Below are 22,031 nucleotides of genomic sequence, written 5' to 3'. Positions count from 1 at the left end.
GTTGGTCATGGCACCACGGCCGTACGTCGGGGCAAGACTTGCCACCGTCGGGCCGTGTCAGACACGTGCCTGGTTATCGAACCCCAGCAGGCCGAGGCTGCGAATCACCTTCTGAGTGATGTAGCCGGCTTCGTTGGATGCCGCCGATGCCGCGAGGAAACCGGTGCTCAGCCAGCGATTCACCGTTTGTCCGTTGGCATTTTTCTCGATGAAGTTGGCGTCGCGGTCGGCCTTCATCAGGTCGGCGATGCGATCGAGGGCTTCGTCCCAGCCGATGCGCGTCCATTCATTGCTGCCGGGCTTGCGCACCTGCGGGTACTGCAAGCGGCCGGGGCTGTGAATGAAGTCGAGCAGGCCCGCGCCTTTCGGGCACAGGGTGCCGCGATTGACCGGGTGGTCGGCGTCGCCTTCGATATGAATGATGTTTTGCGCCACGTTCTTGCCGGCATCGCCCTGGCTGTACATGATCAAACCGCAACCGACCGAGCAATACGGGCAGGTGTTGCGGGTTTCACGGGTGTGGGCGAGCTTGAAGTGACGCACCTGCTCGGCGAAGGCCGCCGTCGGGGCCATGCCCAACGCGCCCAGGCTTGAGCCTGCAAGGCCGATACCGGCGACCTTGAAGAACTGACGACGGCTGAGATCCATCGTGCACTCCTGATCAGGTGGAACCCGGTACTTGTGCCGGGCTTTATCTGGACAATCACGGTTGCGACGCCTTGGCGCCGACTTTTTCACTGTAGACAAAGACCTTGCCGATTGTGTGAAAACCGACCGTCGGGTGTTTCATCTGCAATCTCGAGGTATTGATCGTTCCCACGCTCTGCGTGGGAACGCCTCAAGGGACGCTCCGCGTTCCACTGGGACGCAGAGCGTCCCGGGCTGCATTCCCACGCGGAGCGTGGGAACGATCAGTCAGATCGCTATTGCGAGCAGGCTCACTCCTACAGGGAACGAGTTGCGCATAGAATGTCCGGCAGAACCAACTCCGCCTTGACGAGACCGCGCATGACTTTCGATTTTGATCAGTTGTTCGACCGCCACCACACTGGCAGCACCAAGTGGAGCCGCTACCCGGCCGATGTGTTGCCGATGTGGGTTGCTGACATGGATTTTGCCGCGCCGCCGGTCATCGTCGAAGCCCTGCAACAGCGCCTGCTGCACCCGCTGCTCGGTTACAGCGTGGCCCAGGACAACCTGCGTGAAGCCATCGTCGCCGACCTGTGGAACAAGTATTCATGGCAGGTCAAACCGCAGGAGCTGATCTTCCTGCCGGGCGTGGAATCCGGCTTCAACATGGCGCTGAAGGCGTTGGTCCAGGCGCAGCAGAATGTCGTCGTGCAAGTGCCGAACTACCCGCCGCTGCGTCATGCGCCGGCGCATTGGGGCCTGAACAAGGTCGAGCTGGAATTCAACGCCCAGGCCGATGGCACTTACGCCACGCCGCTGGACGCACTGCGCGAGTCGCTGAAAGGCGGCGGCGCCCTGCTGTTGAGCAACCCGCACAACCCGCTCGGCAAGGTCTTCGACCGCGAAGAGTTGCAGGCAGTCGCGGATATCTGCGCAGCGCAGGACGCGTGGATCATATCCGACGAAATTCACGCCGAACTGTGCTTCGACGGCCGCGTGCACATTCCCACCGCATCGCTGAGCCCGGAAATATCGAAACGCACGATCACCCTGATGTCGGCGAGCAAGGCCTACAACATCGCCGGTCTGAAGACCTCGTTCATGATCATCCAGGACGCCGCCCTGCGTGAGCGCGTCAACCACGCCCGCTGCGGCATGGTCGACAGCGTCAACCCGCTGGGCATGGAAGCCACCCGCGTCGCCTACAGCGAAGCCGGGCCTTGGCTCGCGGAATTGAAAATCTACCTGCAGGCCAACCGCGACTGGCTGGTGAACGCCGTACGCACGCGGCTGCCGGGCGTGACCATCAATGTGCCGCAGGGCACGTATCTGGCGTGGCTCGATTGCACCGCGCTCGACCTGCCGGATCCGCAGCGGTTCTTCCTCGAACAGGGCAAGGTCGGGCTGAGTGCCGGGCTCGATTTCGGTGACCGGCATCAGCAGTTCGTGCGCTTGAACTTCGGTTGCCCGAGGGCGTTGCTCGAAGAAGGGATTGCGCGGATGGAGCGGGCTTTGGCCAACCGCAATCTCTGATCCTGCCCCGAGATTCCCCTGTGTAAATGATCCCCTGTGGGAGCGAGCCTGCTCGCGAAAGCGGTCTGTCAGTCGACATATTTACCGTCTGACAGACTCTTTCGCGAGCAGGCTCGCTCCCACATTGGTTTTGCATAGCCAACCAAAATCCAACGCAAATCCGATCGAACTCAAGGCAAAGCCACCGGGTCAACCCGGAACACTGGCCTTGAAATCAGGAGACCCTGCGATGACTGACTATCCAAAACCACCCTTCCCGAAACAAGCCCAACCGGTGCCCGGCTCGCAACGCAAGATGGAGCCGTATCCAGACTGCGGCGAGCAAAGTTACGTCGGTTCCGGCCGTCTAGCCGGCAAGATTGCGCTGATCACCGGCGCTGACAGCGGCATCGGTCGCGCAGTGGCGATTGCCTTCGCCCGTGAAGGCGCCGATGTCGCCGTGGCTTACCTGAATGAACACGAAGACGCCAAGGAAACCGCACGCTGGGTCGAGCAGGCCGGGCGTCAGTGCATCCTGCTGCCGGGCGATATCGCCGAGAAGGCGCAATGTCAGGCGCTGGTCGACAAGACCGTCGAGCGCTTTGGCCGCATCGACATTCTGGTCAACAACGCCGCGTTCCAGATGACCCACGAAAACTTCGAAGAAATCCCCGATGACGAATGGGTGATGACCTTCGACGTGAATATCACTGCCATGTTCAGGATCTGCCAGGCGGCGATCAAACACATGCGCCCCGGCTCGTCGATCATCAACACCAGCTCGGTCAACTCGGACATGCCCAAACCAACCCTGCTGGCCTACGCCACCACCAAAGGCGCGATCGCCAACTTCACCGGTGGCCTGGCGCAAATGCTCGGGCCGAAGGAAATTCGCGTCAACAGCGTCGCACCCGGCCCGATCTGGACGCCGCTGATCGTCTCGACCATGCCCGACGAAGAAGTGCAGAACTTCGGCGGCAGCACCCCGCTCGGCCGTCCCGGCCAACCGGTGGAAGTCGCACCGATTTACGTGCTGCTGGCCTCCGACGAAGCCAGCTACATCACCGGCCAGCGCTACGGCGTGACCGGCGGCAAACCGATGCTGTAACCGTGCAGCAGAAAAACTGAACCCGAGCGGCATGGCATCCCTCCATACCTGTAAGCGCCTACGGGCCAACAGGAACAGGAGGTTGTCATGTCCGCCCCCCTCGTCAGACTTTTCACCCAACCCAACTTCGCCTGGACCGATATCCGCCGCGAAGAAGAAACCCATCCCCGCCACTATCTCGCGCATCTGCTGCTGCTCGCGCTGATTCCAGCCGTGTGCCTGTTCATCGGCACCACCCAGGTCGGCTGGAGCCTAGCCGTGGGTGAAAACGTGCGCCTGAGCACGGCCAGCGCCTTGCAACTGAGCGTGTTGCTGTACGTGACGATCGTCGCGGGTGTCGCGATTATCGGCGGGTTTATCAGATGGATGTCGCGATCATTCGATGCGCGGCCAACGCTCAATCAATGCATCGGTTTTGCCGCCTACACGGTGACGCCGTTTTTCCTCGCCGGCATTGCCGGGCTGTACCCGAGCCGCTGGCTGGCAATTCTGGTTCTCGGCGCCGCGTCGATCTATTCGACGTTTCTGCTGTTCGTCGGCCTGCCGACCTTCATGCATGAGCGTAAGGAGCAAGGCCTGCTGTATTCGGCGTGCGTGTGGGGCGTTGGCCTGCTGGTGCTGGTGACCATGCTGGTGTCGATGATTCTGCTGTGGTTCAACGTGCTCATCCCCGAGTACCTGCGCACGACCGTGAGCTGACCCGGTGCGCCTCTCCTTGAGAACTCACCGCAGTGAGCGGTCATGAGTTTCGGCGTGTGGGTCGCGGTGCTCGGCGCCGTGCTGCTGACGCTGGCCCTGACGTCCTCATGGTTGCGCTGGATGCCGGTCACCACATCAGCGGTGTGCCTGCTGCTGGGCATCGCCATCGGTCCCAGCGGCCTCGACCTGCTGCAATTGCCGCTGGAAGAATCGTCGTTGTGGATGGAGCACCTGACGGAAGTCGCGGTGCTGTTTTCCTTGTTCGTCTGCGGTTTGAAATTGCGCCTGCCACTGCGCAACAAGTCCTGGCGCATCGCTTTTGGTCTGGCCGGGCCGGTGATGATTCTGAGCATAATCGGCGTGTGTCTGCTGTTGCACTGGGGCCTGCAATTGCCGTGGGGGCCTTCCTTGGTGATCGGTGCGATTCTGGCACCGACCGACCCGGTGCTCGCCGCACTGGTGCAGGTCAATGATGCCCAGGACGTCGACAGCGTGCGTTTCGGCCTCTCCGGAGAGGCCGGGCTCAATGATGGCGTGGCTTTCCCTTTCGTGATTCTTGGTTTGCTGTTGCTGCACGGTGACGGTAGCGCCGGCGAGTGGCAGCACTGGGTGGTTCGCAGTCTCTTGTGGGCGGTGCCGGCGGGTTTGCTCACCGGTTACTGGATGGGGCGCGGCATCGGCCGCATCGCCCTGCTGCTGCGCATTCACAACGAGGACAGCACCCTCGGCCCCAACGATTACCTGACCCTCGCGCTGATTGCGCTGTCCTACGTGGTGGCCGACGCCATTGGCGGCTACGGCTTTCTCGCGGTTTTCGCTGCCGGCCTCGGCCTGCGTCAGGAGGAAGTCAAATCCACGGGCATCACCCAGGCACCTGCCGAGCATCTGGTGCAGCCAGTGGTCGGTCATCAGAACGTCGAACCGCAGAACGCCGTGCATGGCGATACCGAGCAACTGGAAGACAGCCAAGTTGCAGCGGGGATCATGATGGGCGACATGTTGGCGTTCGGCAGTCTGGTCGAGCGGGCGATGGAAGTATTTCTGGTAACCCTGCTCGGCGTCGTGCTGATAGCTCATTGGGACTGGCGGGCGCTGTGGATCGGCGCCGTGCTGTTCTGCCTGATTCGTCCGCTGAGCGTGGCGCTGATGCCGTGGGGCAATCTGCTCAGCGGGCCGCAGCGTTTGTTGATCGGATGGTTTGGCATTCGCGGCATCGGCAGCCTGTTCTATCTGTTCTTCGCCTTGAACCATGGCCTGGATTCAGACGTGGCCAAGGTCTGTACCGACATTACTTTGTCAGTAGTGGCCCTGAGCATTCTGCTGCATGGCGTCAGCACACAACCGATGCTGGCGCGCTATGAAAACCTGAAGCAACGAAAAAGCTGATTCTTCGACCGCTGCGCTTGGCTGGAAATGATCGAAGATTTTTCTGCAAAAAAATGGATCGCCGGGCGCGACCCAACGGTCACAACTTTAACCGCGCCAATCATCAGCGCGGCCCGGCAGGTTCGGTTCCCCTGCGGTGAACAGCCTATTAAACGGAACCCCGACACAAACAAGGTCACGGTCATGAACGAATGCTCGACTCCTGCGCAAATCAAGGCTTGCAGAGCACTGGCTCTGGAACGCAATCGTCAACTGTTCGAAGAAGCCCACGAACTGAACCGAGCGGCCAACGCGCTGCTGGAACAGACGCCGACCGACTTCGAACGCTTTGAGCAATACCGGGCACTGCGCAAGAAAGCCGATGCGAAATTTGAAGATGCGATTGATCATCTGTGTGTGCTGAATGAGGATTTCCCGCCGATTCCGGCGGCGGTGCAGAATGCTGTAACTGCGCGGCGTGAGCTGGAACCTGCGTGAAAAAAGTCAAAAGCCCCTCACCCTAGCCCTCTCCCCGAGGGAGAGGGGACTGACCGAGGTGTTCTCACGTGCTACACCGACCTGGCATACCGCGCCGAATGTAGATTTTGAAAAGCATGAAGATCTGCTCCCTTTCCCCCTCGCCCCCTTGGGGAGAGGGCTGGGGTGAGGGGGTAAGATCTCACAAACACCAAAAAATCCAGCACCTGTCCCCTGCCCCCGACCAGTCCACCTCAAGGATTGGTCACCTGTATAAACACCGCATACACCCCCAACATCACCCAGAACGTGGCAAAAATCCAAGGTGTGCGCACCGAGAACAGCAGCGACTTGCGATAGCCCTTGTGGCTCGATTCCATTTCGCTGAACAGGGGTGACTCGTCATACGCCGCGCCCATTACCGGCTCGCTGTGCAGCAACTGGCTCTGTTTGAAGTGCCAGTGATCGATGATGTCGTAAGCCGCGCGAATCCCCGGCCAGGCGTTCAGTGAGCTGAGCACGCCGAGCAGCGCCAGAAACGGCGGCACCACGAGGGTGAACATCTTGCCCCACTCCGGATTGAGGTTGGCCATGCAGGAGGCGAAAGCGATCACCAGAAACGACTGCGCCGCCAGGTAGGCGTCGGTACGGTTTGCGAGGATGCTGGTTTCGTACTGGATTTCCCGGCGATAGAAATCCAGGCGCTCCTTGGGTGAGCCAAACATCTTGGCGTCGTGTTCGGCCAAGGCTTCTTCAACAGCGCTTGGCTGGGTCAATATGCGAGACAAGAGACGTGCCCTCCAAAAGTGAACAAGACTTTTGGAAAGGCACGCGTCAGCACTAGTTCAGCCGGATCGACCAGCGAGTCACTTCATCGATTGAGCGATGATCTGCACCAGACTCGCTTGGGTGAACGGTTTCGGCAGACGCGGCAGTTGAGCGGCAAAACCCTCGAGGCGTTCGGCATATCCAGTGGCGAGAATGATCGGCAAATCCGGCTTGAGCATACGCAAGGCGTGAGCCAGTTGCGCGCCGCTCATTTTTGGCATGGCCATGTCGGTGATCACCAGATCGATCACTTCGCCCTGATCGAACAGTGCCAGCGCCTGGGCGCCGGAGGTCGCGCCGATGACGCGATGGCCGAGGTCTTCCAGCAACAGACTGGTGCTGGTCAGCACCAGCGAATCGTCATCGACCACCAGCACACTGAGCCTCGGCACCGCAATGGGCGCGGCGTTGCTGTACGCCGGGCGACTGGCCGTACGCTCAAGCGCCACCGGAATCCACAGCTCGGCCGCCGTACCCTGGCCCTTCTCGCTTTTCAGAATAAAGCGACCGCCCAACTGCTCGATGAAGCCGTGCACCATCGACAAGCCCAGCCCGGTGCCTTTGCCCAGGCCTTTGGTGGTGAAGAACGGATCACGGGCGCAGGCCAGCGTGGCTTCGTCCATGCCTTCGCCGCTGTCGATCAGGCTCAGGCACACGTAACGCCCCGCCGCGAGGGTCGAATGAGTTTGTTCCAGCACCACTTCGGCTTGCGCCTGAATGACCACCGTGCCGCCGTCGGGCATGGCATCGCGGGCATTGGTGGCGAGATTGAGGATCGCCAGTTCCAGCTGATTGCTATCGGCCAGCACTGGCTGCAGGTCGTCGGGAAAGCGTGTTTCGATACGAATGCCCGGTCCGAGCGAACTGCGCAGCAGCCCGGTGATGCCTTGCACCAATTGCGGGATATCCACCGATTCGGTCTTGAGTTCCTGGCGCCGGGCGAAGGCCAGCATGCGCTGGGTCAGCGAAACACCGCGCAAGGCACCCTGGGTGGCGTTTTCCAGCAATCGAGCGATTTTCGGCGCGTCGCCGATGCGTTTCTGCACGATCTCGAGGTTGCCGAGAATGACCGTCAGCAGGTTGTTGAAGTCATGGGCGATACCGCCGCTGAGTTGGCCGATCGCCTGCATCTTCTGCGCCTGGAACAATGCCTCGCGGGTCTTTTCCAGGGCCTGCTGCGCTTCGTGGGCCTCAGTGACATCGCGGGTGATCTTGGCGAAGCCGAGCAACGCGCCGGTGTCGCCGCGAATCGCATCGACCACTACGTGGGCAAGAAAGCGCGTGCCGTCCTTGCGCATCCGCCAGCTGCGGTTCTCGAAGCGGCCTTCGCGGGTGGCAATCTCCAGCGAGCGCTGCGGCTCGCCGAGTTCGCGGTCTTCGGGGGTGTAGAAAATCGAAAAATGCTGGCCGATGATTTCTTCCGGCAAATAGCCCTTGATGCGCTGCGCGCCCTGGTTCCAGTTGCTGACGCAGCCTTCGGGGCTGAGCATGTAGATCGCGTAATCGGTGACGCCCTGCACCAGCAGGCGGAACTGCTGTTCGCTTTGCTTGAGGGTTTCCTCGGCCATTTTGCGGTCGGTGAGGTCACGGGTGATCTTGGCGAAACCGAGCAATTCGCCGTTGGGGTCGATGATCGGATCGATCACCACGTGCGACCAGAAGTGCGTGCCGTCCTTGCGCACGCGCCAGCCCTCGCCTTCGAAGCGACCTTCACGGATCGCTGTGTCCAGCGCCCGTTGCGGCATGCCGTTGGCGCGGTCTTCAGGGGTATAGAAGCGCGAGAAGTGCTCACCGATGATTTCCGCTTCTTCATAACCTTTGAAGCGTTTGGCGCCGGAGTTCCAACTGGTGATGGTACCGTCGGGGTCGATCATGTAGATCGCATAGTCGACAACCGCGTCGATCAGCAGCCGGAAACGGCTGTCTTCGATCGCTGCGGTTCTGTTGTTCTCACTCATCACACTCACCAGCCACTGTCATGGGCTGAAGTATGCGTGAATCCGTCGATTTGAACAGCGCCGGTTCGCTTTTGATCGCCCACCAGCGCGGCAGCAGTTGCTGGATGCGGCTCTCGGCAAAGCGGTCGTCGATGAGCATGACCGTGCCGCGATCCTCACGGGTGCGAATCACCCGCCCGGCGGCTTGTACGACTTTTTGCATGCCCGGGTACAGATAGGTGTAGTCGTAGCCGGCGCCAAAAATGGCGGCCATGCGCCGCTTCATCTGCTCGTTGACCGGGTTGAGCTGCGCCAGCCCCAGCGTGGCGATGAACGCGCCGATCAACCGCGCACCGGGCAAATCGATGCCCTCGCCAAACGCGCCGCCCAACACCGCAAACCCGACGCCCTGGCTGTCGGCGCTGAACTGGTCGAGAAACGCCTGCCGCGCGCCCTCGGCCATGCCCCGCGATTGCAGCCACTGAGTGATGTGCGGATGGCGCTCGGCCAATAAGGTCGCGACCTGTTGCAGGTAATCGAAACTGCTGAAGAACGCCAGATAATTGCCCGGGCGCTCGCTGAACTGACGGGCGATCAGTTCGACGATCGGCTCCAGCGAGGCCTGGCGATGGTTAAAACGCGTGGAGATCTGGCTGACGATGTGCACCTGCAACTGCTCGGCGCTGAACGGCGATTCGACGTCGATGCACACCGTATCGGCGGGCGTGCCGAGCAGGTCGGCGTAGTAGTTGCGCGGGCTCAGCGTGGCCGAGAACAGCACACTGCTGCGCGCCGCTGTCAGGCGCGGGCCGATGAACGCCGCCGGCACCACATTGCGCAGGCACAGTTGCGACAGTGGACGCTTGCGGTCGAGGTCGCGTTTGCTGATATCGAACAGGTAATGCTCGTCGTACAGCTCGGCGACCCGGGCGAATTGCAGCAGATCGAAATAGAAATTCTGCAGGCTGCTGTCGAGGCCTTGCGGATGTTCGTTGAGGTAATCGCCAATGGCCGCGCAACACAGCGAGATGGCTTGCAGAAGTTTGTCCGGCGCCTTGTCGTACGCCTGATACGCCGCCAGTTGCGGCGCATGCAGCGCGTTCCATTCGCGGTTGACCCGTTGCAGGGAATTTTTCAACGCGGCGGGGGCGGTTTTACGCACAGTGCCGAGGGTGAACTGGTCGAGACTGGCGCTGTACATCTGCCGGCCGCGCTCGACCAGGTTGTGCGCCTCGTCGGCGAGCACCGCGACTTTCCACTGATTGAGCTGGGCCAGACCGAACAGCAGCGCGCTGAAGTCGAAGTAATAGTTGTAGTCGGCAACCACCACATCCGCCCAGCGAGCCATTTCCTGACTGAGGTGGTACGGGCACACGCTGTGCTGCGCGGCGACTTCACGCATCGCCGCCTGATCGAGCAGATTGATATGGCTGGCAGATTCGCGGGCGGCCGGCAAGCGATCATAAAAACCCTGGGCCAGCGGGCAGGATTCGCCATGACAGGCCTTGTCCGGATGTTCGCAGGCCTTGTCGCGAGCAACCATTTCCATCACCCGTAGCGGCAAGTCCGGCGTTTGCCTGAACAACACGTGGCTGGCATCCAGCGCCAGCTTGCGTCCGGGAGTCTTGGCGGTGAGAAAGAACACTTTGTCCAGTTGCTGCGGCGCCAGGGCCTTGAGCATCGGGAACAGCGTGCCAAGGGTTTTGCCGATGCCGGTCGGCGCCTGGGCCATGAGGCAGCGGCCGGTGCTGACGGCTTTGAACACTGATTCGGCCAGATGCCGTTGGCCGGGACGAAAATCCGCGTGCGGGAACGCCAGTTGCTGCGCGGCCAGATTGCGCGCTTCGCGATGGGCCATTTCCTGCTCGGCCCATTGCAGGAACAAAGCGCACTGCTGCGCGAAAAACCCCTGAAGCGACTCGGCGCTGTGGGATTCAACCAGGCAGGTTTCCTTTTCGCTGACGACGTCGAAATACACCAGCGCCAGATTGATCTGCTGCAATTGCAGTTTCTGGCACATCAACCAGCCGTAGATTTTCGCCTGCGCCCAGTGCAACTGGCGGTGATTGGCCGGCTGCTTGCTCAGGTCGCCGCGATAGGTTTTGACTTCTTCCAGGCAGTTTTGCGCCGGATCGTAGCCATCCGCCCTGCCCTTGACCTTCAGCTCGCCGAATTCGCCTTGCAGTGCCACTTCGCTCTGGTACTGCTCGCTGCGCCGCGAGGCCACGGTGCGATGGCCGACGATGCCTTCCAGCGCCGTCGGTGACGGGGTGAAGCGCAGGTCGAGGTCGCCGGTCTTGGCGGTGAACTCGCACAGTGCACGCACGGCAACGCTGTAGCTCAAGCGCTCTGCTCCGCCCATTGCACGTAACACACGGCCACCGGCATTTGATGCTCGTGGCAGAACTCCAGCCAGCGCAGCTGATTGTCCTGCAAGCGGTCGCCGGGGCCTTTGACTTCGATCATCCGGTAGGTCTTGTGCTGCGGCCAGAACTGGATCAGGTCCGGCATGCCGGCACGGTTGGCCTTGATGTCGAGCAGCAATCGGTTGAACCAGTGTTTCAGGTGTTCGGCGGGCAGACAGGCCAGCGCCTGCTCCAGCAAGTCTTCGTTGAGCGCGCCCCAGAACACGAACGGCGACTGGATGCCCCACTTGTCGACGAAGCGCTGGCGAATCGTCTCGGCGTAGCGGCCGTCATCGAGTTCGCCCAAACAGGCCTGGAACAGCTCGGCGCGGCGCTCGAGGAAGTCTTCGCTGAGCAGATCGACCGGACCGCGCTGGAACGGGTGAAAGAACGCACCCGGCAACGGCGCGAAGATCGCCGGCCAGCACAACAGGCCGAACAGTGAATTGATCAGGCTGTTCTCGACGTAATGCACCGGGCCGTCATCGGCGTGCAAGTGCGCTTGCACATGAAACTCCACCGACCGCGCCGGATCGCTGCGCGGCAAATGCAAGTCGAGGCGCTCGACCTCTCTCGCCTTGGCACGCTTGAGCGGCGGGCCACCGAGTTTGCGCCGCAGGCGCGGGACGATGCGCTGCAAGCCTTGCTGCTCGGCCGCGCTTTGCGGTGCCTGTTCGGCCAGCGTGCCGAGTTCCAGCGCCAATGCGTATTCGCCGCAGCGTTCGAGCACACGGATCATCCGCAGTCGTGCGCCCGGGTAGGCGCAGTCGCGGTAAACACTCAGGGCCAGGGCAAAGTCGCCGATGCGCTCGGCGTACTGGCCGATCTGGAACAACGCCTTGGCTTGTCGGCGGCGCAGCCACGGGTTGTCGAATTGCACGGCGTTGATCTGTTCGACGATCTCGTCCAGCGCTTCGCCGGCCTCGAAGCGCAACTGGCATTGATGCAGGAACAGGCAGGCGTCGACGTCTTCACGACTGCGCAGGCCTCGGGAGTCAGCGCAGAACTCGACTTTCTCATAAGTGAAGATGCCCAGGTCGGCCAGCACGAACTCCGACCAGTCCTGATACAGATTGCCGAAGAACATCAGGCGCAGGCGATCGCACAAATCCATCAGGGTCAGGCTGAACAGCCGATCAGCCAGTTGCGGCGCCCAGACGCGCAGGGTCTGCGCCTCGCTGAACTGTTCGGCCAGCACCGGCAGCCACTCGTCCTTGCGCCCTTTCGGCTGTTCGATAAAAGCGCCGAACGCTTGCAAGAGCTCGGCCTTGAGCAAGACATCGAACAGTTCTGCCAGTGTCAAATCCGCGTGTTCATCGAGCCAGCCGTGTTCGAGCAACGGCTGCGCCGCCTCGGCGATGTCGCCGATTTCCAGATAATTGAGTTTGCTCGCGCGAAAGTGAATGCCCTTGCGCATGACCATGCGTACCAGCAATCCCTGCGAGGCTTGCGGCAGCGTATTGAAGTCGCGGATGAAGCCATGCTCGCTCGCGCTCATCACATCGGCATAGCGAAGCCCAAGCCAATCAAGCACTTGCCGGAAGTTGTTGAGGTAATAGAACGGATCGTCGAGAGGGTTGGAGGTCACGGGAATTCAAAGCCACGGCAAGCGAACACTGGTTATGCGTACAGATAACAGCTCAGCCCCGCCCGGCGCAAACGGAAAAAGATCAATGGCATTTTTTAGTGCCGCCATCGAACTTTTCCGCCGCTGCTGGCACCAACCGCGTTACAGGGCCGACAATGCCCGCAATCACATTCAAGCAAGGAGTCAGAGGTGGGTATGAAAATCAAGATGCTGGGCATTCCTGTAGCGGTCGCCGCCCTGTTGGCGCTGGGCGGCTGTTCGACCCAGACCGTGGTGACGTTGCAGAACGGCACCCAGTACCTGACCGAGGACATGCCGAAGACCGAGACCGAGGACGGTTTCTATGAGTTCGAGGATATTTCCGGCGCCAAGGTCAAGGTTCGCGCCGATGAAGTAGCAACCGTGCGCAAGGAAGACTGACTTGGCCTGAATGATCGTTCCCATGCGCAGCAAAGGAATGCCTCCACGGACGCTCCGCGTTCGGCTCTCGAGTGGGACGCAGAGCGTCCCGGGCTGCATTCCCACGCGGAGCGTGGGAACGATCACATCGCAGCCTTCGGCAGCTCCTGGCAGGGATTTGTGAACGACACAGATCCAGTGTGGGAGCGAGCCTGCTCGCGAAGGGGCCGGCACAGGCCCTGCTTCAACCTCAGGCGATAACCACCCCGTCGGCGCTCAAACTCCCCAGCGCCACCCCCACCAACGTCACCGAATCCCCACCAAACGTCAGCACCGTATCCTGCCCGACCGCCGACGCATGGGCGCGCAAATCATCCCCCGGCAACACACCCTGTACGCCGAGAAACACCAGTTTGTCATCGGCCGTATAGCCAACGACCCGATCCTGGCCGAACGCGCCGTGGAACAGAAACGTATCCGCCCCGCCGCCCGATTCCAGCAGGTCATTGCCAGCACCACCGACAAACACGTCATTGCCCGCACCGCCGAGCAAATGATCATTGCCCTCCAGCCCGAACAGCCAGTCACCGCCGGCATGCGCCTTGAGCATGTCAGCACCGGCCGTGCCTTTTACGTTCGATTCATAAGCGGTGAGGTTACTGCCGACTTTCAACCCCATGTCCGTGACGTTGTGCAACACGTCGTCCTTGAACACGCCCCAGAGAAACCCCGGCTCTTTGCTGACGATGCTGCCAATGTCACGGGTGATGCTGATCCCGCCGTTGGCATCGCGGATGTACAGGTGGCCAGCGCCGTCGTTGGCGAAATCGAAGTTCTTCACCGTCTGCTGCAAGTCGAGGGTGTTGCTGCCCTGCCCGCCCAGAATGACGTTGTAGCCGCCGCTGTCACGGAAGCTGTCATTGCCGGCACGGCCTTCCAGATAGTCATTGCCGCTGCCGCCCTGGATCAGGTCGTTGCCGTCACTGCCGATGATGAAGGTGTTGCCCTTGTGGGTTTCGGCGTTGCGGTTGAGGTCCTGCACCCACGTGCTGGCCCGCGCCGGGTCGGACAGGTTGGCGACGATGATCGTCGAGTCGCGGCTGGTCAGGTCGTAGAACTTCGATTCCAGCACGCGGGTCATGCCGTCGCCGTAGCCAGTGGGCAGGTGCGAAATCCACGTCGGGATATTCAGGATCGAATACGGCAGCACGTTCCAGGCGTTCGAGGCGTAGTGATCGTTGAAGCTGACGATGTTGTCGGTGGTCGAGGCATGCGGCGCGTCGTGCACGCCCACCGAAGCGCTGCTGAAGGTCGAACCGTCAAGGGCACGAAACACCGGGTCGTTTTCGTAACCGATATTCAGCACCTTGTCGCCGCTGCTCTGCGTCGGCGAGGCGTAGGCGATGTAGTTGGAATCGGCGAAGAAACCGCCCCACTTGCCAGCGCTCAAGTCAGCCATGCTGTTCACCGCCAGACCGCCCAGGCTGTGGCCGCTGACCAGCACGTCTTTGCCGCTGAGGCCGTTGGCCCGGGCAAATGCGACGACATCGTTGAGCAGATTGCCGAAGGCTTCGCCGACGTAGTTTTTTGCGTAATCGGCCGGGCCGAACGCGGCGAGCAGATCGTTGATCACGTCGCCAATCGAATCACCGATGAGGATTTCGCGCGGGCCGCTGGTGCCGCGAAAGGCGATCCCCAGTTCGGTGAGGTGACCCTGAGCGTCGTACTTGCCGAGGATTTCCACTTGCGCGCTGGTGTAGCCGGCCTTCTCGCCGAAGAACGTCCCGCGTGCATCGGTCTTGCCGTCGTAGCCCAATTGCGCGGCGCTGATCGGCGTCCAGCCGGCCTTTTGCACGGCCTCGAGGGCGAGTTTTTCCGAATCGGGATTCCACGGGATACCGGGGATCACCCCTTGCGAATCGGTGCCGCCAATCAGCGCGGTAACCAGCGTCGCCGGCAGACCGAGGCCGAAGCCGTTGTGCTGGTAACCGGCGGCGAAGCCGTTATCGAGGTTGTGATAGGAATACAGCGTGATCGCCATGGCATCGCTGAACAGCGCCGCGGAATCGGCTGTGCCGAAGTTCTTGTAGTCGTATACACCCATTGCCATTGCCTCTCTTGTTGTTGGAATTGTCAGAGATAGCTCACAGCCAGAGCGCGAGGCTCTGGAGCATTCATTACATCGTGCACAGCCTCTGCAGGAACTGCCGAAGGCTGCGATCTTGTGGTACGCAGAGCGTCCCCGGCTGCATTCCCACGCAGAGCGTGGGAACGATCATGTGTACGCCGTACCTGTGGGAGCGAGCAGGCTCGCTCCCACATTTGGCTCTTCTGCACATTTGGATTTTTGTAATCGAACAATCCCATGTGCAGCGCTCCTTTTCCTTGAAAAACCGGCAGCCCATCAAGCGCTGCCGGTTACGCCTCAGAACTGCCAGTCGAGCGTCAGACCGACTCCGTGATCTTTCTCGTTCGAGCCGATCAGGCCGTTGTAGTCGAGGTTGACCCGCACGTCGCGATTGAGTGCCAGCCCGGCGCGCACGCCGACCACGGCAGCGTCACGATCCATCGACACGCTCTGCACGGTGAAGGCGCTGTTGCCGTTGGCGAAGGCCAGATGGCTGTCGGCATCGACGCTGCTCAGGTTGTGCTGCCAGCCGAGGCTGGCGCCCAGTTCCAACTGATGCTTATCTGACAAGGCGAAGCTGCGCTTGGCGCGCACGCCGAGGGTCGACAGCACCACGTCGCGGTTGTCTTCACCACCCTTGAGCGCGGCCGCGTCACCTTTCTCGGTGAAGCTGTCGGTGTTGAGGTGCACGTAGGACAGATTGGCGAACGGCTCCAGGTTCATCGGTTGCAGGCCCAGATCGTATGCGGCCTCGGTGAACAGTTGCGCGGTGGTCGCGTCACGTTTGGTTTTCTGTTTGCCGCTGACGTCGCCGAACTGCAGATCACGCTTCACATCAATGCGATGCCAGCTGTAGGCGCCGCCGACGGTCAGGCGCAACGCGTCGATTTCATGGCCCAGATACGCACCCAAGTGGTAGCTGTCGACTGACGCCTGGGAATGCGTGCCGCTGCCCATGCTCAACGAGCTGTCGCTGTAACCAGTGACGAAACCGAGACGGGTATCTTCAGCAATCAGACCGTCGACGCCAGCCAGCAGCCCGCCAATGGAGCTATTGGAATCGGCATTGTCGTGCCCGCCATCACTCTCGCCCCACGAGCCGAGAACCTTGACCCAGACGTTGCTGCGCTCATCAGTCGGCGCATCGGCATTGAACAGATCACGCTCACGCAGGCGTTCGCCGACGGCTTCGCGCAGGTAACGGCTGTCGTTGATCAGCAGCGTGCCGATGGCCGGGTGAATCTCGCCGGACAACTGTTGAAAGGCCTGCTGCGCCGACGCCGCGTTGGGCGACAGCAACAGGGTTTCGAACAGCGCATTGCCCGCGCCCAAACGCTCGGCGGCGGCACCGACGGCGCGCTGGTTCGGCGTCAGACCAACGCTGGCGAACGATGCCTCATTGCGCCCGACCGCCAGCTGAATGCCGCCCGCCGAGTAATCCAGAGTGCCGCCAAGGAAGGCGTAATTCGGCAAGACCTGCCCGAAGCGCCCTTCAATGCCACCCGCCGCTTGCAGAATGCTGTAGCGAGTGCCGAGCAGGCTTTGCACTTCGCCGGTGCTGAGCAGGGTCGGGCTGTTTTCCAGCGACAGGCTCACCGTGGCGCCTTCGATGACGGCTTTGCCGCCCGCGACGATCTGGTCGCTGCTGGTCGGCGACAGCTCTACGGCGTAGGTCGAACCCGGCGCGAAAGTCACGTCACCTGCCACATTCAGGGTGCCGATGGAATTGCCCGGTGCCACCGTACCGCCGCTGTTCACCTTCAGCGCGCCGAGGCGGCCATTGCCGCCGAGGATGCCGCCGTTGTTGACGGTGACCGCCGATTGCAGCGAGCCGTTGATGGCCAGACGGCCCTGATTGACCAGGGTCGGGCCGCTGTAAGTGTTGTTGCCGGTCAGCACCAGGGTGCCGATGCCTTGCTTGGTCAGACCGCCGTGGCCGCCAATGTCGTTGCGCCAGGTATCGAGGCCGCACGTGATGTCGCTGCACACGCGCTCGGTCGGTTTGCCCTGATCGATGATCGCGCCGATGCCCGGCAGATCGGCGACAAACTGGCCAGAGCCGTAAGCACCCTGCACGCGGAATTCCTCGGGAATGTCCTGCTCGGTGACGAACATCGCCGGGCCGTCGATGGCCTTGCGCAGGTTGATCATGCCCCAGCCGTACAAGGCGTCGATGCCCGGTGCGCCGAGGTCGGTCGCAGTGGTGCGCAACACGCTGGCGACCTGATCGCCGGACATATACGGGAAGCGCTCCATCAGCACCGCGATAGAACCGGCCACGTGCGGCGCGGCCATCGAGGTGCCGTTGTAGTTTTTGTAGCCGGTGGTCAAGTTGTCGGCGTTGGTGCCTTCGATGATCGAGCTGTAGATCTTGGTGCCCGGCGCCGAGACGCAGTAACTGGCGGTGTAGCCGCAACGCGAGGAGAACGTGCTGATCACGTACGGATTGGTGCTGGCGGTGTCCGGGTTCTGCTGCAATGCGGCGACGGTGATCCAGTTCGGCGCGATGTCCGGAACGAAGTAGCCGAGGCCGGCAATGGCATCCGGGTTGTTCAGGTTGTAGTCGTTGCCAGCGGCAAAAATGGTGACGATGCCGCTGCGTGCGGCGGCAATCGCGCCGTCGTAGGCGCCGCCAGGCTTGGTGCCGAGCAAGGTGCGGATTTCGTTGAACTGCAACTGCGCGTCGTTGACGGTGAAGTGCGGATACGCCGGATCGCGGCCGCCGAGGTCGAAGCGATCGGTGATGCCGATGCCCCAGCTGTTATTGATGATCCGCGCACCGCTGGCGATCAGCGCATCCCAACCGGCCTTGTACACCGCGCCGTCGTTGCCACGCACGATGCCGTCTTCAGGCCCCGGGTCGCCGTTGTCGGCGCTGATGATCTGCGCCCCGAACGCGACGCCGTGCATCACCCCGCCGTCGCGACTGCCCGCCGCGATACCGCCGACGTGGGTGCCATGGGCGCCGAGCTTGCCGTCGGAGCCGACCGAGGGCGAACCGTCATAGCGGAACGCGTCGCCGGCTTTCACCGGGATGTACGGGTCGGTGTATTCGCGGATACCGCTGGTGACCAGGGTGACGACTTTGTTACTGCCAGAGAACTCCGGATGCGCGGCGTAGACCGGCTGATCGAAGATGCCCAGTTTCACGCCTTTGCCGGTGTAGCCGGCGGCGTAGGCGTAATCCGCGCCGATCGCGCCCAGGCCCCAGTCGGCCTTGAATTCATTGCTGCGCCAGCTCGACGGATCGCCGCTGCGGCCGTTCTCAACGTAAGGCGCTGCCTGTGCCATCGCACTGGCACAGAGCATGGCGACTGTCAGGGTTTTCAGGGCAAAGCGGCCACCCGATTGCGCGGGGGTATTGTTGTTATCCATCCACGACCTTCCTTAGTGATGTTGCGAAAAATCCGGTTGCCTTGATCGTTCCCACGCTCCGCGTGGGAACGATCAGGTTTTGCGACTGCTGCGCAGTCGAGCGGGGATAAATCCCCTCGCCACAGTGGCTCAAACCCATGCAATCAGAACTGCCAGTTCAGGCTCAGCCCAACGCCATGCAGCTCCTCGCGGCTGGCGTTGCCTTAATCGTTCCCACGCTCTGCGTGGGAATGCCTCTAGGGACGCTCCGCGTTCCAATGGGACGCAGAGCGTCCCGGGCTGCATTCCTTTGCTGCGCGTGGGAACGATCAACACAGGTTTTGCGACTGCTGCGCAGTCGAGCGGGGATAAATCCCCTCGCCACAGCGGCTCAAACCTATGGAATCAGAACTGCCAGTTCAGGCTCAGCCCTATGCCATGCAGCTTCTCGCGGCTGGCCAGTTGGCCGTTGTAATCGAGGTTGACCCGCACGTCCTTGCTCAATGCCAGACTGGCCTGCACCCCGACCAGTGCGGCATCACGCACCAGCGCCGAGCTCTCCACGGAATACGGCGTGCCGCCGCTGGCAAAACGCAAATGCTGTTCTGATTCGATATCGCTGAGGCTGTGCTGCCAGCCGAGCCGCGCGCTGACGTCCAGCGCTTGCTGGCTGGAAAGGTCGAAGGTTTTGCTCGCCCGTACGCCCAAGGTGCTCAACACCGCATCGCGCCGATCGCCCGAGCTTTTCAGCGCCGCGGCATCGCCCTTCTCAGTGAAGCCTTCGGTGTCGAGATGCAGGTAGGTCAGGTTGGCGAACGGTTCCAGCGCCAACGCTTGCAACTGCAAGCGATACGCCGCCTCGGCAAAAACCTGAGTGGTGGTCGCATCAAGCTTGGCTTTCTGCTTGGCGCTGACCTCGTCGTATTGCAGATCGCGCTTCACATCGCCGCGATGCCAGCTGTACGCCGCACCGCTGCTCAAGCGCCAGGCGCCGAGGTCGTGCCCGGCGTAAGCACCGAGGTGGTAGCTGTCGACTTTCGCCGAGGAATGCGTGCCCGAGCCCATGCTCAAGGAGCTGTCGCTATAACCGGTGACCAGACCGATGCGGGTCTGCTCGTCCAGCGCGCCGTCGACACCGGCCAGCAGACCGCCGATCGAAGTGTTGTAGCCGGCCGTGTCGTGGCTGGAATCGGTACTGCCCCATGCGCCTAGGGCTTTAATCCAGCCGTTGCTGCGAGTCGCCGATTCATCGTGCAGCCGCTCGCCGAGTGCATCACGCAACTGGCGGCTGTCGTTGATCAGCATTGTCCCCAGCGCTGGATAAATCTCGCCGCTCAGTTGCTGGAAGGCTTGTCGCGCCGAGGCCTGAGTCGGTGCACGAAGAACGCTTTCGTAAACCGAATTGCCGGCGCCCAGCCCTTCGACTGCCGCCGCCACCGAACGCTGGTTCGGCGTTTGCCCGACGCTGGCGAAGCTTGTCGCGTTGCGTTGGATATTCAGCTGAATGCCGCTTGCGGCGTAGTCGAGAGCGCCGCCGATGAACAGGTAGTTCGGCACCACCGCAGCGAACTGTCCCTGCAAGCCGCCTGCCGCTTGCAGGATGTTGTACTGGCGGCCGAGCAGGCTTTGCGCTTCGGCGCTGCTGAGCAAGGTCGGGCTGTTTTCCAGCGCCAGGCTGACGCTGGCGCCGCTGACGGTTGCCGTGCCGCCGGCGACGATGCGGTCACTGCTGGTGGGCGATAGCTCAACGGCGTAGGTCGAGCCCGGGGCGAGTGTCACATCACCAGCGACGTTCAAGGTGCCGATGGAATTGCCCGGTGCGACCCGGCCGCCGCCGTTGGCGGTCAACGCGCCGATGCGTCCGGAGCCGCCGAGGGTGCCGCTGCCGTTGACGGTGACCGCTGAGGTCAGCGAACCGTTGACGGTCAGCAGACCGCCGTTGACCGTGGTCGGGCCGCGATAGGTATTTGCGCCGCTGAGCAGCAATTGCCCGGCTCCAGACTTGATCAGGCTGCCCTCGTACACACGGTTTGCCGCTGCCGCATCACGCAACATGCCGACGGCGTAATCGGTCTGGTCCTGCTGACTGGCGCCGGCCGGCACACCGTTCTGCCAGCCTTTGTCCTGCAGGGTTTGCTGCCAGGCGCTGTGCTCGGCGAGGTCTTCGCGCTGGCGCTGGAGCAGCGCGTTGTCGGAGATGTCATTGCTCCAGACGTCGCGCTGCCCTGCCCCCAGATTGGCATCGAACGCACCGAGCAATTGCCCCGGCCCGCGCATCGCCCGATTGAGATTGGCGACGCCCCAACCGACGCGCTCGTTCGGTGCGTCCGTGACTGAGCCATCGAGCTGGGTGGCGGTGGTCAGCAGCACCTCGAGCGCCTGCTGATTGTTCATGTACGGATAGCGTTCCATCACCAGCGCCAGGGCGCCGGTCGCGTGCGGCGCCGCCATCGAGGTGCCGGACTTGATCGCATAACCGCCGCCGGGAATGGTGCTGTCGATCTTCGCCCCCGGCGTGGTGATGCACCAGTATTTGGCGATCCCGCACTGGTTGTACTTCTGCTGATTGCTCTGATCGAGACCGGACACCGCCAGCCAGTGACCTTCCAGATCCGGCTGAAAGTACGGCAGCGCCGAGCGCACGCTGGCGTTCGGGTAACCGCTGTTGCCGGCGCTGAAGACATTGATCACACCGCGCCGCGAAACGTCGGCAGCGGCGTCGAGCCAGGTGCCCTTGTTCCAGTGCTGCGCGTAGGCGGCGTGCAGATCCGCCAGGGTGCGATAGCTGACATCCGGCGGCTGGCTGCCCCAACTGTTATTGATCGCCCGCACCCCGGCATCGGCGAGGCTGTCGTAGACCGCTTTGAAATAACGCGGATCAGGGCTGGGGCCGAAGAGGAAACTGTCGTTCTTGTTGGTGTTGCCGACGTAGATCTGCGCGTTGTACGCCACCCCGTGCATGCCGCTGCCGTCACGGGTTGCGCCCATGGTCCCGACGACGTGGGTGCCATGGGAATCATTGTTCGGGTTGAGCGTGCCGTCGACGTTGAACGCTGAGCCATCGACGTAGCTGCCGCTGGCGGTTACCGGGTGATAACGGGCGGCGGAGAATTCCGGGTGGGCGGCATCGAAACCGGAATCGAGCGCGCCGATCTTCACGCCCTTGCCGGTGATGCCGGCTGCGTAGGCCTGATCGGCCTGCATGCGTGGCAGACCCCAGTCACGCAGGAACTCGGCACTGCGCCAACTGGCCGGATTGCCGGCCTGGCCGGGTTCCAGGTATTGGGCCTGAGCCTGGTTTGCAGAAATCACAAGCAACAGGGTACCGAGCGAAATCGGCTTGATGCGTACGTCCATGGTCATCATTCTCGTTTTTGTTGTTTTGTTCAGGGCTGAATTGCGGTGTCGCCTGTTCCCCTCACCCCAGCCCTCTCCCCGAGGAGAGGGAGCCGATTTGTGTTGATGTCAAAACCTGCGTCCAGCTCGGTGGTTCAGGTCGATGCAGCTATCGCAGGCCACTCGGTCAGCCCTCTCCCTGTGGGAGAGGGCGCCGACCGTGTTGTCTTCAGTCATTCAGCGACCTGAGAAAAACAGTCGATTA

The 22,031-nt window shown here is 62.0% G+C and carries 13 protein-coding genes and 1 pseudogene; 6 read left to right on the top strand and 8 right to left on the bottom strand.

Annotation, left to right across the window (positions count from 1 at the left end; all coding sequences use genetic code 11):
• Positions 1-60: 60 nt before the first annotated feature.
• Positions 61-648 (bottom strand): annotated as a pseudogene (locus tag D8U70_RS19540) (molybdopterin-dependent oxidoreductase); the annotation flags it as partial.
• 360 nt (positions 649-1,008) lie between these two features.
• Between D8U70_RS19540 and D8U70_RS19535 the strand changes: the two are divergent.
• From D8U70_RS19535 to D8U70_RS19515, 5 genes are all read left to right on the top strand, one after another.
• Positions 1,009-2,163, top strand: a complete 1,155-nt coding sequence (locus D8U70_RS19535) for a PatB family C-S lyase (protein ID WP_130929548.1) — start codon at positions 1,009-1,011, stop codon at positions 2,161-2,163.
• 229 nt (positions 2,164-2,392) lie between these two features.
• Entirely contained in the window at positions 2,393-3,250 is an 858-nt protein-coding gene (locus D8U70_RS19530) for a glucose 1-dehydrogenase (RefSeq protein WP_016774822.1), read from the top strand.
• 87 nt (positions 3,251-3,337) lie between these two features.
• Entirely contained in the window at positions 3,338-3,949 is a 612-nt protein-coding gene (locus D8U70_RS19525) for a Yip1 family protein (protein ID WP_016774823.1), read from the top strand.
• Positions 3,950-3,991: 42 nt separating this feature from the next.
• Positions 3,992-5,335, top strand: coding sequence for a cation:proton antiporter (locus tag D8U70_RS19520; RefSeq protein ID WP_130929547.1), 1,344 nt, complete (start codon positions 3,992-3,994; stop codon positions 5,333-5,335).
• A gap of 27 nt (positions 5,336-5,362) precedes the next feature.
• A complete protein-coding gene (locus D8U70_RS19515; RefSeq protein WP_241089696.1) occupies positions 5,363-5,812 on the top strand; it encodes a hypothetical protein in 450 nt (149 codons plus the stop codon).
• A gap of 233 nt (positions 5,813-6,045) precedes the next feature.
• On the opposite strand, the gene D8U70_RS19510 is transcribed toward D8U70_RS19515, so the two are convergent.
• The 4 genes from D8U70_RS19510 to D8U70_RS19495 all read right to left on the bottom strand — a co-directional run bounded on the left by D8U70_RS19510 (position 6,046) and on the right by D8U70_RS19495 (position 12,549).
• On the bottom strand, positions 6,046-6,579 hold the full coding sequence (locus D8U70_RS19510; RefSeq protein WP_016774826.1) for a hypothetical protein: 534 nt from the start codon (positions 6,577-6,579) through the stop codon (positions 6,046-6,048).
• Positions 6,580-6,657: 78 nt separating this feature from the next.
• Positions 6,658-8,577: a PAS domain-containing sensor histidine kinase gene (locus tag D8U70_RS19505; protein ID WP_122611317.1), complete on the bottom strand. Its 1,920-nt coding sequence runs from the start codon at positions 8,575-8,577 to the stop codon at positions 6,658-6,660.
• Positions 8,570-10,900 carry an ATP-dependent DNA helicase gene (locus D8U70_RS19500; RefSeq protein WP_130929546.1) on the bottom strand — a complete coding sequence of 777 codons (2,331 nt, stop codon included), beginning with the start codon at positions 10,898-10,900 and terminating at the stop codon, positions 8,570-8,572. Before D8U70_RS19500 ends, D8U70_RS19505 begins: the two co-directional genes overlap by 8 nt.
• Positions 10,897-12,549 (bottom strand): VRR-NUC domain-containing protein, encoded by a 1,653-nt coding sequence (locus D8U70_RS19495; RefSeq protein WP_130929545.1) that lies wholly within the window; start codon positions 12,547-12,549, stop codon positions 10,897-10,899. The genes D8U70_RS19500 and D8U70_RS19495 overlap by 4 nt, the downstream gene beginning before the upstream one ends.
• A 195-nt stretch (positions 12,550-12,744) precedes the next feature.
• Between D8U70_RS19495 and D8U70_RS19490 the strand changes: the two genes are divergently transcribed.
• Positions 12,745-12,969, top strand: coding sequence for a YgdI/YgdR family lipoprotein (locus D8U70_RS19490; RefSeq protein ID WP_016774830.1), 225 nt, complete (start codon positions 12,745-12,747; stop codon positions 12,967-12,969).
• Positions 12,970-13,198: 229 nt separating this feature from the next.
• On the opposite strand, the gene D8U70_RS19485 is transcribed toward D8U70_RS19490, so the two are convergent.
• From D8U70_RS19485 to D8U70_RS19475, 3 genes are all read right to left on the bottom strand, one after another.
• Positions 13,199-15,052 carry a polyurethanase gene (locus tag D8U70_RS19485; protein ID WP_130929551.1) on the bottom strand — a complete coding sequence of 618 codons (1,854 nt, stop codon included), beginning with the start codon at positions 15,050-15,052 and terminating at the stop codon, positions 13,199-13,201.
• Between the two features lie 321 nt (positions 15,053-15,373).
• Positions 15,374-18,451: an autotransporter serine protease gene (locus D8U70_RS19480; protein WP_130929544.1), complete on the bottom strand. Its 3,078-nt coding sequence runs from the start codon at positions 18,449-18,451 to the stop codon at positions 15,374-15,376.
• A 384-nt stretch (positions 18,452-18,835) separates the two neighbouring features.
• Positions 18,836-21,796 carry an autotransporter serine protease gene (locus D8U70_RS19475; RefSeq protein ID WP_241664674.1) on the bottom strand — a complete coding sequence of 987 codons (2,961 nt, stop codon included), beginning with the start codon at positions 21,794-21,796 and terminating at the stop codon, positions 18,836-18,838.
• Between the last annotated feature and the right edge of the window lie 235 nt (positions 21,797-22,031).

It is taken from the genome of Pseudomonas sp. Sample_20 (assembly GCF_004307585.1).
GTDB classification, from domain to species: Bacteria; Pseudomonadota; Gammaproteobacteria; order Pseudomonadales; family Pseudomonadaceae; genus Aquipseudomonas; species Aquipseudomonas atacamensis.
This window is presented reverse-complemented; position numbering and strand designations above follow the sequence as displayed.